The sequence below is a fragment of the Rhodococcus rhodochrous genome (assembly GCF_900187265.1).
GTDB lineage: Bacteria > Actinomycetota > Actinomycetes > Mycobacteriales > Mycobacteriaceae > Rhodococcus > Rhodococcus rhodochrous.
Genome location: NZ_LT906450.1, coordinates 3,984,626 through 3,996,660 on the forward strand (window position 1 = coordinate 3,984,626; position 12,035 = coordinate 3,996,660).

Genomic DNA, 12,035 nt, shown 5'->3' on the forward strand with positions numbered 1-12,035 from the left:
CCGTCTTTCTCAGCCGAGGAAGACGTTCCGCCGGCGCGTGAGCAGCTTGTAGAGGGTCTGCTGGATCGTCTCGCGCACGTGGTCGGTGACCTCGAACAACACCATCGGATCCTCCGCCGCGGCGTCGTCGTACACGTCGGTGACGATCGGTGTGCCGAACTCGATGTACCACTTCGACGGCAGCGGCACGATTCCGAGCGGGCCGAGCGCCGGGAACAGCGGGGTGATCGGGAAGTAGGGCAGGCCGAGCAGACGCGCGAGCGAGGTGAGGTCGGCGATGTTCGGGTAGATCTCCTCGGAGCCGACGATCGAGCACGGCACGATGGGCGCCTGGGTGCGCAGGGCGGCCGACACGAAACCGCCGCGGCCGAACCGCTGCAGTTTGTAGCGCTCCTTGAACGGCTTGCCGAGTCCCTTGTAGCCCTCGGGGAAGACCGCGACCACCTGGTCCTGCCGGAGGAGCCGTTCGGCGTCGGGATGGCACGCGAGGGTGTGGCCGGCCTTGCGCGTCACCGTTCCGACGACGGGCATACCGAAGGCGAGGTCGGCGGCGAGCATCCGCAGGTGACGATCCGCGTGATCGTGCACGGCGACGGAGGTCATCAGTGCGTCGACGGGGAGCGTGCCGGCATGGTTGGCGACGACGAGTGCGCTGCCCTCGGCGGGGATGTTCTCGACGCCGCGGACCTCGACGCGGAACCACTTGTCGAACAGGGGTCGCAGCACCGGCAGGACGACGTTCTCGGTGAAGTGCGGGTCGAAACCGAAGTCGTCGACCTCGTAGTCGCCGGTCATCCGGCGACGGACGAACTCGGCGGTGGCGGTGACCTGTTGTGCGAGTGTGCCGCGCAGGTCGTCGAGGAACCGGTCGGTGCGGCTCACCTGCTCGGGCGTGGGCGGTGGCCCCATCGACGGATGGGGTGTGCGTGTGACCCGTTCGCCGGGACGGCGGTTGCCGGCGTGCAACGGGATGACCTTCGCGACCTCCGTCATCGCGTCTCCCTCGTCTCTCCGAGCACGGAGAGCGCCATCGACTCGGCCTTGTCCACCCATTCGGTCTTCACGATGCGGGTGAGGGCGAGGCCCCGGGCGAAATCGTCGAGCGCTTCTCTCGTGGTCCAGCGTGGTTCGAATCCGAACTCGTTGCGCATGCGCGTGGTGTCGAGTCCGCATCCGAAATGGAAATAGTCGAGTTCTTCCTTGGTGAAGGAGTTCATCACCGAACCCATGAGGGCGTGCCCGACCGTGCGGAACAGCGCGTAGGGCATCGGCACGGTGACGCCCCCTGCCCGGCGCACGGCCTGGGTCATCATGACGATGCCCTCACCGGCGATGTTGTACGTCCCGGGTGGTCCGGCGACGACCGCGTGTTCGAGCGCGCCGAGCGCGTCCTCCTCGTGCAGCAGCTGCAGTCGCGCGTCGCGGCCGAGCACGTTGGGGACGAGCGGGGAGGTGAGATAGCTCGACACCGAGCCGGGCAGCCGGTTCCCGACGGTGGGTGCGAGCCGGAGGATGGTGGTCGCGATGTCGCTGCGCCGGCGGGCGACGCCACGCAGGTAGCCCTCGACCTCCATCATGTCGCGGGCGAAGGCGCCCGTGGGCCGTCGGCGGGCGCTCATCTCCTCGGTGAACTTCGCGGGATCCTTGGCACTCGAGCCGTAGACGACGGACGACGAGCGCAGCACGATCCTGCGCACCGAGGGTGCCTTCTGGCACACCGCGAACAGCTGCATCGCGCCGAGGACGTTCATGTCCTTCATCGCCGTGCGGCTCCCCGACTTGGGGGCCTTCGTGACGGCGGACGCGTGGACGACGGTGTCGACGTCCATGTTGCGGATGATCTTGCCGATGAGAGGGTTGCGGATGTCGGCGAGCACGAACTCGGCCCGCCCCATGCGCCGGAGCATGTCCTTCGACGGCGACTGGGTGTCGACGCCGATCACCCGCTCGATGTCCGGATTCTGAGCGAGCCTGGTGACGAGGAAACCACCCAGGAACCGACTTGCTCCGGTGACCAGCACGACTCGTGGACGTGCCACTTCGTGCCCCTGCGAAACCACTCGTGAAACCCCCTGCTGCACCACACGCGTCATCGGTCACATTCGCCCCGACGCGGTATGCCGTCCCACAATACGGCCACTTCGCTGCCATCGCACGACTCGCGGGTGAGCTTCCGGGTACCGGGATGCACAGACGAACGATGCCCGTCACCATGGAGGTGACGGGCATCGGACAGGCGCAGGGCTTATTTGCCGAGTTTACGACGCTGCACTCGGGTGCGGCGGAGCAGCTTGCGGTGCTTCTTCTTCGACATGCGCTTACGGCGCTTCTTGATCACAGATCCCATGTGGGCATCCCTCACGTTCCTTGTAGCGTTCCTGCGCACGCCGGTGACGTACGCCTGATGTATGTCGACGCTGGGCCTCGTGGCGACGAGTAACAGCGCCTCACGACACCGGCTGGCCGGTACGACGACAAGCAATCCTACCGGGGCGGCCCACCCGGCGTGAAACCGAGGTCCGCCCCGGAACGCGACTTCCCTCGCGCACCGGATCCGTTCGTCGTACCGTCGTCCCCCGACGACGCGCCGACCGTCCCTGCTCTACCTCTATCCGACGTCGAAGTACGACGTCTCGAGGTAGTCGTGGACGGCCTTCGCATGCACGCGGAACGAGCGTCCCACGCGCACTGCGGGTAGTTCGCCACTGTGCACCAGCCTGTACACGGTCATCTTCGACACCCGCATGAGAGCTGCCACCTCGGCAACCGTCAGGAACTGGGTACCGGCGAGAACCGACTGTCCGTCTCGAGGTTGACCCTTCGACGGCGTGTTTCCTGAAACCATTACACACCTCCGGCACGCCCGCGCCGCCGGCTTCCCCTCCGGCGGAACAGACACGCACGTGCTGATTCGAGCTTAGCGTGACGAATGGTTCCTGTGCGACGATGCAACTGGGGAATTTCCGGCGGGCGGCTGTTCGTCGCCACGCTACGCCCCGCAGTGACGTCTGTCAGCGTTCCGCAGTGACGCCTGTGAGCGCTCCGCAGGGACACCCAGCGAGAGCCTCGGGTGGACGCCCTGTCAGGCGGTTCCGGACAGCCCCTCCCGGGCCGCGGGCGACGGCTGGTCCGATGCCGCCCCGAGCTGCGCGGAGCGACGCTTCGCGGCGTCGAGCGCCTCGTAGAAGGCCGTACGCAGCCCTCCACGCTCGAGTTCACGGATGGCAGCCGCCGTGGTGCCACCCGGCGAGGTGACCGCGGCGCGCAGATCGGCGGCGTTGTCCCCCGAACGCGCGAGCATCGCGGCCGAGCCGGTCATCGTCTGCACCACCAGATCGGTGGCCACGGCCCGCGTCAGGCCGAGCGAGACACCGGCGTCGATCATCGCCTCCGCGACGAGGAAGAAGTAGGCGGGGCCGGATCCGGAGACCGCGGTGACCGCGTCGATCTGCGATTCCGGGACCACCGAGACCGTTCCCACGCTCGCGAGGATCTCGCGGACCGTGTCGAGGTGCTGCTGCTTGACGTACCGACCGGCGGACAGCACGCTCGCGCCCTCCCCGACGAGCATCGGGGTGTTCGGCATCACGCGCACGACGGGGAAGCCCGCCGGGAGCTTGGTCTCGTAACGGACCGTCGGGATGCCTGCGGCCAGCGACACCAGGATCTGCTCGTCGTCGTTCCCGGCGTCGACCGCCGCGAGGGCGGTGACGACGACGTCCACGTCGTTGGGCTTGACGGCCACGACCACCACATCGGCGCCTTCCGCGGCGTCGGAGGTGCTGTCGGTGACCCGGATCGAGTAGGTCCGCGACAGTTCTTCGCGTCGTTCCTCGAACTTCTCGGCGACCACGAGGTCCTTGGTCGCGAAGCCGTTCTTCAGCAGGCCCGAGACCAGCGCCTCGCCGATCCTGCCGCCACCGATCACTGCGATTCTCGTCATGGGGACAGCCTGCCACGACCGCCCGTGCGGCCTACACCACAGTGGGGTGTGTCAGCGGGGCATCATGGCCAGCTGACGCGACTGCACGACGACCTGGCCGGTCGAGTCGACGACGGTGTGGTCCTCCTCGAACCAGGTGTTGCCGAGGACGCTGCTCTCGGCGATGACACGCAGCCATCCCGGAGCCGGCACCCGCCGCAGGTACGCGGTGAGCTGCACCGTCGGCGCCCAGCCGAAGCGGCCGAGGTTCATCGCGACGGGAGCCGAGACGTCGCCGCACATGAGCGCGAACAGCACCGAGGTGTCGACGTCCGCCTCGTCGCCCGGCGACGGCCGCGTCCACATCGACACGAGTGGTTCGCCCTGTTGCCCGTCGAGGAAGCGTGCGGTCGAGGAGTCGATCCGGAGCCGGGAGGTTGCGGCGAACTTCACGATCTGCCCCATGGGGTGCTCGGGGGTGACGAGCACCGACTCGGCCGGCGGGTCGGCGGACATGGTGGTCGCGCGGTGCGGCACGGTGTGGAAGGGCTCTCCGGTGTCCGGGGCGCCGAGGGTGACACTCGCCCGCACCGCTACGCGTCCGGCCTGGGACAGTTCGACGTCCACGAGACCGATCTGCTTGCCCTGCTTGCGCAGGACGGTGGTGAGCTCGACGTCGCCGGGATCGGGCGCGGCGACGAACGAGGCGCTCACGGCCAGGGGCTGGGTGAGCGGGTCGACACCGGCGTCGAGCACCGACCTGCGTGCTGCGGACGCGCAGACCGCGAGCATGCATCCGCCGTGCACCTTGGGTCCGATGGTCCACACCGGATCGATGTGCGCCTGCCAGGCAGAGGTGCCGTCGGGGTGCTCCCCCGGCACCCGGGTGACCGAGGTCAGGTCGAGGAAGGGCTGGTCGGTGAGAGTCATTGCTGCTCCTGGTCGTCGTTCGGGGCCTGATCGGCGCCGGTCGTGGGAGATTCACCGGACCCGAACACGCGGGCGGCGAGATGCTGGTGGGCCAGTCGGCGCATGGCCGTGAGGACCGGTTCGTACAGGGCCGTCCCGAGCACGGCCGCTTCCACGGTGGCCTCCCGGGAGTGCGTCGGCAGCAACTCGAGGTCGACTTCGGCGATGGCGCGGACGTGCCGGCCGTAGGCGTCGATCCGGCGGTCGTCCATCCGCAGGCCGGCGGCCTCGAGGGCTGCGAGCGCATGTTCGAGTTGCGCCACGGCCGCGAACCGCGGGTCGTAGATCTGGCCGAGGCGCTCGAGCAGGCGGCGGGCGCGGGGATAGTCGGGACCGGCCGAGTCCTCGACGTAGGGCGGCAGCGCGGCGATGGCGTGGCCGAGTTCGACGAACAGGTCGTCGCGCGGGTTGTCGACGAGATCCACGACGGTCTTGATCTTCTCGAGGGGCAGGCCCTGTGCGGCGAGAGCGCGGACCAGACCCAGGCGGCGGACGTGCCGGTCGTCGTAGGTCGCCGAGGTGACGCTCGTTGCCACGCCCGGCATGAGCAGCCCTTCACGCAGGTAGTACTTCACCGTCGGCAGCGGTACGCCGCAGCGCTCGGCGAGTTCCGAGATACGCACAGATCACCTCCATCCCTTGACACCGGATACTACAACTATCCAGTATTGGATAGTGAAACTATCCGATACTGGAGTCCCGGCCGAGGAGGCCTCATGCATCCGCTCTTGACCATCGTTCTCGGGAGCACCGTGCTCACCGTCGCAGGCATCGCCTTCGGAGGCACCTTCCTATTACGCGTCGCCGCGGGCGGCGTACCGACCAACGACCTGCAGAAGACGTTCTTCCGTGCCGGTCACGCCCACGCGGGAGTACTCGTCACGCTCGGGCTGCTCATCGCCGTCCTCACGCACGTCGTGGGCGCATCACCCGGTTGGTCGGCGGCCGGCGCCATCGCCGTGCTCGTCGCCGCGATCCTGATCCCGGCAGGCTTCTTCCTGTCGGTGCTCGGGCCCGATCCGGCCCGGCCCGGCCGGATGTTCGCGGCGGTGTGGCTCGGCGCCGCCTCCCTCACCGCGGGCGTGCTGATCTCAGGCGTCGCCGTGCTCGCCGCCGGAATCGCCGGCCTCTGAGGCGGGGACGCGCGCGATGTCCGTGTGCCGGGGACTCTCGGGGCCGGCGGTGATCGCGCGCGTCGCCGAGCGATCCAGGTGCGTGCGCGCGAAGGCCAGCGAACGCGCCAGCATCCCGGCGCGCTCCGCACGCGTCCGTGCACTCTGAGTGCTGATCTCGAGGACCACGTGACCGCCGAAATCGCTCTCGGCGAGCCGGCGGCAGACATCCGCACACGGCTGCGTGCCCGTTCCCGGGACGAGATGTTCGTCGAGCGAGGAGCCCCGGCCGTCGGCGAGATGGAGGTGGGTGAGCCCCTCCCCCATCCGATCCGCGAGCGCGAGGGCGTCGGCCCCCGCAGTCGCGGTGTGAGACAGGTCGAGCGTGTAGTGCGCGAAGCCGGTGTCGGTGGGGTCGAGCGACGGGCTGTAGGCCGAGACCGCGCGGCCCGGCCCGCGCCGACGCAGACGTTCGGCGCCGCGATCACGACCGCCGAAGACGACATCGGCTCTCATCGGGTACATGTTCTCGACCGCGACCACCACGTGACTGTCGGCCTCGAGCGCCGCGACCTGGTCGGAGAATCCCTCCGCATAGCGACGCTGCCACCGGAAGGGCGGATGGACCACGACGGTCTCCGCACCGAGGATCTCGGCGACACGTACCGAACGGTCGAGCTTGGCGGCCGGATCGGATCCCCACACGCGCTGCGAGATCAGCAGGCACGGCACGTGCACGGCGAGCACCGGCACGCCGTACCGGCGGACCAGACGTTCCACCGAGGTGGGGTCCTGACTCACCGGTTCGGCCCACACCATCAGCTCGACCCCGTCGAAACCGAGATCGGCGGCGAAGCGGAACGCCGCTTCGGTGTTCTCCGGATAGACCGAAGCGGTGGACAGCCCTACCCGGATTCCCTGCGCGGTCGGCATCGGCTCACCCGGGCAGCAGGAACAACAGCGGCCCGAAGGCCACGAATGCTCCCACCGCGAGCGCGATGAGCTGACTCGTGATGTCGTCGGTGCGCCGCAGCACACGCACCAGTGCGACCAGGCCCACGATCACCAGCAGCGCGAGCGCGAAGGCGACCCACGGCAGGAGATCCCACAATCGTTCGAATCCCTTGAAGAGCAATCCGCCCGCGACGATCGCGGCGACACTCTCGCCGATCAGCAACGCCCACTGCTTGAGGCCGCTGCCCTGCTCCGCGTCGGCGGACTCGTCGTCGTCCACACTCTTCCGTGCCGAATCGTCGGCGGCGTCGGCCGCTGCCTTCCCGCCCTTGCCGCGCGACTTCCGCGACCGCGACGATGCCGCCTTCTCGGAGGCGTCGGACCCGGTGTCCGCGGCACCGATGGTGTCGGTCGAGTCCTCGGCGCCGGAGCCGGTGCCCTGCAGGTCGCTGGCCGGGCCGGAGAGCAGTCGCGGTTCGGCGACGTCGGCCTTGCGCACCGACACCGCCGGGGCGCTCGCCTTCTCGGACTTCGTGTCCGACTTCTTGTCGGCGACCGCTGCTCCCTCACCGGACGGCGAGCCGGTCGCGGCCGCTCCGAGATGCGCCCGCGCGCGACGGGGAAGCGCCTCGGGACGGATGACCTCGGTCGGCGACTCGATCTTGGGCGGAGCCGCCTTGGACGCCGCTTCCGTAGGTGCGGCGGCCTTGGAGACCGCATCCGTCTTCGACACCGCGTCGGTCTTCGACACCGCGTCCGTCGATGCGGGCGTCTTCGCGGCGGGCGGTGTCTTCGCGGCGGGCGGTGTCTTCGTGACAGCAGGCGTGCTCGTTCCGGTCTTCACCGGCGGCGTCTTCGTCCCGACGGCGACCCGCGGGGTCACGGTGGTCTTCTCGATGTCGGACAGCGCGAAGGTCGCCGCCTTCGGCGTCTCGAGCTTCGGGGTCTCGACCTTGCGTGGCGCCGGGACGGCCTTCGGCGGGGTCTCCGCCTCGACAGCAGCCGTCGAGGTCGACGAATCCGCCTGCCCGGCAGCGCTTTCCGCATCGGTCGCGGTGTGCCGCTCGACCTTGCTGTCTGCGCGGGTGATCGGGATCTCACCCGTCAGTTCGGCGACGGAGATGCCGCCGCTCGCGCCTCGTCGGCGTCGTCCCCCGGCCCGCGTTCCCACCTTCTGGCCGTTACGCGCCAACAGCTCGGCCACGGAGATCTGCCCCGTGTCGTTGCTGCGATTCCCGCTCATCCGGTTGCCACCACCAGTTCGCCACCCATATCCGTATCGAGCTTCCGAAGAATCAGGCCTTCGCGCAACGCCCACGGGCAGATCTGCAGCGTCTCCACCCCGAGGGCACGCATGCTCGCCTCCGCGACGAGGGCGCCGGCGACGAGTTGCTCGGACCGATCCGAGCTGACGCCTTCGAGTTCCGCCCGGTCGGCCGTGGTCATCCGGGAGATGAAGGCGATGAGCTGGCGCAGTCCGCTCGCCGTCAGAGTCCGTTGTACCCGCAGGCCGGCCGAGGAGGGGGCCGCGCCGGTCAGGCGGGCCAGGGTCCGGAAGGTCTTGGAGGTACCCACACACAGGTCGGGGTCGCCCGCGCTGCGCAGCACCTTCGCCGGTTCGGCGAGTTCGGCGTCGAGCCAGTCGCGCAGCGCGGAGATCCGGCGCTTGCCGGGCGGGTCCTCGCGGAACCAGTCGCGGGTGAGCCGTCCCGCACCGAGCTGGAGGGAGTAGGCGATCTCGGGGTCCTCGTCGCCACCGAAGGTGAGCTCGAGCGAACCACCGCCGATGTCGAGGTCGAGGATGTTCCCGGCGCTCCAGCCGTACCAGCGGCGCACGGCCAGGAAGGTCAGCCGCGCCTCGTCCTCACCGGAGAGCACGTCCAGCGACACCCCGGCCTCCCGGCGCACCCGATCGAGGACGGTCTCGGAGTTGCCGGCGTCGCGCACCGCGGACGTCGCGAACGCCATGAGCTCGCCGCATCCAGAGGTGCGGGCGATACTGGCGAACTCGGCAGTGGTCTCGACGAGCCGATCGGCGCCCTTGGAGGTGATGTCGCCGTTGTCGTCCATGTTCTCGGACAGCCGCAGCGTGGCCTTCGTCGAACTCATCGGCGTGGGGTGCCCACCACGATGGGCGTCCACCACCAACAGGTGAACGGTGTTGCTTCCGACGTCGAGTACCCCTAAGCGCACATCAATACGGTACTGGGTCTACCGTCGGGACCTGTGACAGCAGGTATGTCCCATGCCCCACACAAACTCGACCCGGCCCCCGAAGTCCCTCTGGACTTTCCTCGGGAGTGGGTGGAGTTCACCGACCCCGACAACGACGAACACGTCATCGCCGCAGACATGACATGGCTGCTCTCGCGGTGGACCTGCGTGTTCGGCACTCCGGCGTGCCAGGGCATCATCGCCGAGCGCCCCGACGACGGGTGCTGCTCGCACGGCGCGTTCCTGTCCGACGACGACGATCGCAAGAAGCTGGCGAAGGCAGTGAAACACCTCACGCCGGCCGATTGGCAGTTCATGGACAAGGGCCTGGGCAAGAAGGGCTACCTCGAAGAGGACGAGATCGACGACGAGCCCGCCCTGCGCACCCGCCGCTACAAGGGTGCGTGCATCTTCCTCAACCGTCCCGGATTCGAGGGCGGCCAGGGCTGCGCCCTCCACACCATGGCGTTGCGACGCGGCATCGAACCGCTGGAGATGAAGCCCGACGTGTGCTGGCAGCTCCCGATCCGCCGCACCCAGGACTGGGTGGAGCGTCCCGACGGCACCGAGATCCTGCGCACGGTCATCACCGAGTACGACCGGCGCGGCTGGGGTGAGGGTGGCCACGATCTCGACTGGTACTGCTCCGGCTCCCCCGACGCTCACGTCGGCGAGCGCCCGGTCTGGCAGTCGTACGCCCCCGAACTCACCGAACTCCTCGGTGCGGCGGCCTACGACGAGCTCGCGCGCCTGTGCCGGCGACGCCAGGGACTGGGTCTGATCGCGATCCATCCCGCGACGTCGGCAGCACAGGCGCACTCGGCTGCCGGTTCCGATCAGGCTTCGAGCTTGTAACCCAGGCCGCGCACCGTCACGAGGTGGCGCGGCTTGGCCGGGTCCTCCTCGATCTTCGAGCGCAGTCGCTTGACGTGGACGTCGAGGGTCTTGGTGTCGCCGACGTAGTCGGCGCCCCACACCCGGTCGATGAGCTGTCCGCGGGTGAGCACCCGCCCGGAGTTCCGCAGGAGATATTCGAGCAGGTCGAATTCCTTGAGCGGCATGGCAATCGGCTCGCCGTTGACATGCACGACGTGACGGTCGACGTCCATCCGCACGGGCCCGGCCTCGAGCAGTCCGTCGTCCGCCGCCGCCTCGCTCTCGGTGTCGGATCCGCGCCGCAGCACCGCGCGGATCCGGGCGATGAGCTCGCGCGCCGAGTACGGCTTGGTGACGTAGTCGTCGGCGCCGAGTTCGAGCCCGACGACCTTGTCGATCTCGCTGTCGCGGGCGGTAACCATGATGACCGGCACACCCGAGCGGGTCCGCAGTTGCTTGCACACGTCGGTGCCGCTCATTCCGGGGAGCATCAGATCGAGCAGGACGATGTCGGCACCCTTCCGGTCGAACTCGGCGAGGGCCGACGGGCCGTCGCCGGCGATGGTCGTCTCGAACCCCTCCTTGCGCAGCAGGAAGGCGAGCGGATCCGCCAACGATTCCTCGTCCTCGACGATCAGCACACGCGTCACGAGCTGGTCCTCCGTCTGTTTCTCGGTGTCCGTCCGCCCGGGAACCCGGGTGGGGGTCTGTGTCACGATCCGACCGCCTTCTCGGTGCGGCCGGCGGTGTCGTCCTCGTCGTCGTCGGCGTCCTCGAGGTGGGCCGGGACGAGAAGGGTGAAGGTGGAGCCGGTACCGGGCTTGCTCCACAGGGTGATCTCGCCGTGATGGTTCGCGGCGACGTGCTTGACGATGGCCAGGCCGAGGCCGGTGCCTCCGGTGGCCCGCGACCGGGCCTTGTCGACGCGGAAGAAACGCTCGAAGACCCGTTCCTGGTCCTCCTTCGCGATACCGATCCCCCGGTCGGTGACGGCCATCGCGACCTTGCCCTCGCGCAGCGACCTGCTGATCGTCACCGGTGAGCCGGCCGGCGAGTAGGCGATCGCGTTCTCGATGAGGTTGGTGAGGGCGCTGACGAGCAGCGTTCGGTCGCCGAGGATCTCGAGACCGCTCGGCCGGTCGGTGCTGATGGTGATCGAGGCGTTCTCGGCGGTCAGGCGCGTGCGGTCGAGGGCCTCCTCGACGACGGCGTCGACGTCCACGACCTCGAGATCGGGCAGTTTCTCGGCGCCCTGGAGTTTCGAGAGCGCGATCAGCTCGGTCACCATGTTGCCGAGGCGCGTCGCCTCGCGCTGGACCCGTTCGCCGAAGTGGCGGACGGTGTCGGGATCGTCGACGGATTCGAGCAGCGCCTCCGCGAGCAACGCCATCGCGCCGACGGGCGTCTTGAGTTCGTGGCTGATGTTGGCCACGAAGTCGCGCCGGGTGGCCTCCATGCGGACGTGCTCGGAGTCGTCGAAGGCGTAGAGCACGACGAAGCGCGGGTCCTGGTCGAGCAGCGGCCGGACGGTACAGCGCACCGCCACGGGCTCGCGGCCGAGCAATGCCTTCGCGCCCAGGTCGAGTTCGATCGGCTTCCTCGTCTCGAGCACCCGGCAGGCGGCCACCCAGGCCCGGTCGTCGATCTGCCGGTTGCGGACGAGACCGAGTTCCTCGGCGCGCGGGTTCGACAGGACGACGTCGTGGAATTTGTCGACCACCGCGATCCCGGTCGACGCCCCGTGGACGACCCGGTCGAGCACGTCGAACATCGTGAGGTCGGCTTCGTCGCTACCGTGGGCCCGGCGCTGCACCAGCCTCCCGACGGCGACGGTGACGATCCCGCCGAGGACCGCTGCGACCACGGCCAGCAACACGGCCTGCGTAACACTCACACTTCGAATCGTAATGACACCGGTACCCCACCGGACACCGGGTCGACGGCATTTCCCGCACGTCACACCGCATTTCTCGGTTGTTGGAGTGTTG

14 protein-coding genes are annotated in these 12,035 nt (G+C 68.9%); 2 read left to right on the forward strand and 12 right to left on the reverse strand.

Annotated elements, in window-relative coordinates:
• Positions 1 to 9 precede the first annotated feature (9 nt).
• The 7 genes from CKW34_RS18210 to CKW34_RS18240 all read right to left on the reverse strand — a co-directional run bounded on the left by CKW34_RS18210 (position 10) and on the right by CKW34_RS18240 (position 5,514).
• Entirely contained in the window at positions 10 to 993 is a 984-nt protein-coding gene (locus CKW34_RS18210; protein WP_016693736.1) for a lysophospholipid acyltransferase family protein, read from the reverse strand.
• Positions 990 to 2,021, reverse strand: a complete 1,032-nt coding sequence (locus tag CKW34_RS18215; RefSeq protein WP_016693735.1) for an NAD-dependent epimerase/dehydratase family protein — start codon at positions 2,019 to 2,021, stop codon at positions 990 to 992. Before CKW34_RS18215 ends, CKW34_RS18210 begins: the two co-directional genes overlap by 4 nt.
• A 224-nt stretch (positions 2,022 to 2,245) precedes the next feature.
• The gene (locus CKW34_RS18220) at positions 2,246 to 2,347 is read right to left on the reverse strand and encodes a 30S ribosomal protein bS22 (protein WP_003402602.1); all 102 of its coding nucleotides are present in this window, start codon (positions 2,345 to 2,347) and stop codon (positions 2,246 to 2,248) included.
• A 261-nt stretch (positions 2,348 to 2,608) separates the two neighbouring features.
• Positions 2,609 to 2,845, reverse strand: coding sequence for a helix-turn-helix domain-containing protein (locus tag CKW34_RS18225; protein WP_059383346.1), 237 nt, complete (start codon positions 2,843 to 2,845; stop codon positions 2,609 to 2,611).
• Positions 2,846 to 3,082: 237 nt separating this feature from the next.
• Positions 3,083 to 3,943 (reverse strand): pyrroline-5-carboxylate reductase, encoded by an 861-nt coding sequence (gene proC, locus CKW34_RS18230; protein ID WP_059383347.1) that lies wholly within the window; start codon positions 3,941 to 3,943, stop codon positions 3,083 to 3,085.
• A 51-nt stretch (positions 3,944 to 3,994) separates the two neighbouring features.
• Entirely contained in the window at positions 3,995 to 4,852 is an 858-nt protein-coding gene (locus CKW34_RS18235) for a thioesterase family protein (RefSeq protein ID WP_059383348.1), read from the reverse strand.
• A complete protein-coding gene (locus CKW34_RS18240) occupies positions 4,849 to 5,514 on the reverse strand; it encodes a MerR family transcriptional regulator (protein WP_059383349.1) in 666 nt (221 codons plus the stop codon). The genes CKW34_RS18235 and CKW34_RS18240 overlap by 4 nt, the downstream gene beginning before the upstream one ends.
• Before the next feature lie 93 nt (positions 5,515 to 5,607).
• Here CKW34_RS18240 and CKW34_RS18245 point away from each other — a divergent pair, with 93 nt between their 5' ends.
• On the forward strand, positions 5,608 to 6,024 hold the full coding sequence (locus tag CKW34_RS18245; protein ID WP_059383350.1) for a hypothetical protein: 417 nt from the start codon (positions 5,608 to 5,610) through the stop codon (positions 6,022 to 6,024).
• Here CKW34_RS18245 and CKW34_RS18250 read toward each other — a convergent pair.
• Genes CKW34_RS18250 through CKW34_RS18260 form a run of 3 tightly spaced genes read right to left on the reverse strand, consistent with a single transcriptional unit; the run spans position 5,983 to position 9,150 of the window.
• Positions 5,983 to 6,936: a sugar phosphate isomerase/epimerase family protein gene (locus CKW34_RS18250; protein ID WP_059383351.1), complete on the reverse strand. Its 954-nt coding sequence runs from the start codon at positions 6,934 to 6,936 to the stop codon at positions 5,983 to 5,985. The genes CKW34_RS18245 and CKW34_RS18250 overlap by 42 nt on opposite strands.
• A gap of 4 nt (positions 6,937 to 6,940) precedes the next feature.
• Entirely contained in the window at positions 6,941 to 8,200 is a 1,260-nt protein-coding gene (locus tag CKW34_RS18255) for a hypothetical protein (RefSeq protein ID WP_059383352.1), read from the reverse strand.
• Positions 8,197 to 9,150, reverse strand: coding sequence for a Ppx/GppA family phosphatase (locus tag CKW34_RS18260; RefSeq protein WP_080968326.1), 954 nt, complete (start codon positions 9,148 to 9,150; stop codon positions 8,197 to 8,199). Before CKW34_RS18260 ends, CKW34_RS18255 begins: the two co-directional genes overlap by 4 nt.
• A 45-nt stretch (positions 9,151 to 9,195) precedes the next feature.
• Here CKW34_RS18260 and CKW34_RS18265 point away from each other — a divergent pair, with 45 nt between their 5' ends.
• Positions 9,196 to 10,026: a hypothetical protein gene (locus CKW34_RS18265; RefSeq protein WP_059383354.1), complete on the forward strand. Its 831-nt coding sequence runs from the start codon at positions 9,196 to 9,198 to the stop codon at positions 10,024 to 10,026.
• Here CKW34_RS18265 and CKW34_RS18270 read toward each other — a convergent pair.
• On the reverse strand, positions 10,008 to 10,697 hold the full coding sequence (locus tag CKW34_RS18270; protein WP_059383421.1) for a response regulator transcription factor: 690 nt from the start codon (positions 10,695 to 10,697) through the stop codon (positions 10,008 to 10,010). The two genes, CKW34_RS18265 and CKW34_RS18270, sit on opposite strands and share 19 nt — an antisense overlap.
• Before the next feature lie 62 nt (positions 10,698 to 10,759).
• Positions 10,760 to 11,941, reverse strand: a complete 1,182-nt coding sequence (locus CKW34_RS18275; RefSeq protein ID WP_059383355.1) for a sensor histidine kinase — start codon at positions 11,939 to 11,941, stop codon at positions 10,760 to 10,762.
• Between the last annotated feature and the right edge of the window lie 94 nt (positions 11,942 to 12,035).

Bases quoted from the DNA above. Each gene is read 5' to 3' on its own strand.
- CKW34_RS18220 (WP_003402602.1), bottom strand. From the start codon at position 2,347: ATGGGATCTGTGATCAAGAAGCGCCGTAAGCGCATGTCGAAGAAGAAG.
- CKW34_RS18245 (WP_059383350.1), top strand. From the start codon at position 5,608: ATGCATCCGCTCTTGACCATCGTTCTCGGGAGCACCGTGCTCACCGTC.
- CKW34_RS18225 (WP_059383346.1), bottom strand. From the start codon at position 2,845: ATGGTTTCAGGAAACACGCCGTCGAAGGGTCAACCTCGAGACGGACAG.
- CKW34_RS18255 (WP_059383352.1), bottom strand. From the start codon at position 8,200: ATGAGCGGGAATCGCAGCAACGACACGGGGCAGATCTCCGTGGCCGAG.
- CKW34_RS18235 (WP_059383348.1), bottom strand. From the start codon at position 4,852: ATGACTCTCACCGACCAGCCCTTCCTCGACCTGACCTCGGTCACCCGG.
- CKW34_RS18210 (WP_016693736.1), bottom strand. From the start codon at position 993: ATGACGGAGGTCGCGAAGGTCATCCCGTTGCACGCCGGCAACCGCCGT.
- CKW34_RS18250 (WP_059383351.1), bottom strand. From the start codon at position 6,936: ATGCCGACCGCGCAGGGAATCCGGGTAGGGCTGTCCACCGCTTCGGTC.
- proC (WP_059383347.1), bottom strand. From the start codon at position 3,943: ATGACGAGAATCGCAGTGATCGGTGGCGGCAGGATCGGCGAGGCGCTG.
- CKW34_RS18265 (WP_059383354.1), top strand. From the start codon at position 9,196: ATGTCCCATGCCCCACACAAACTCGACCCGGCCCCCGAAGTCCCTCTG.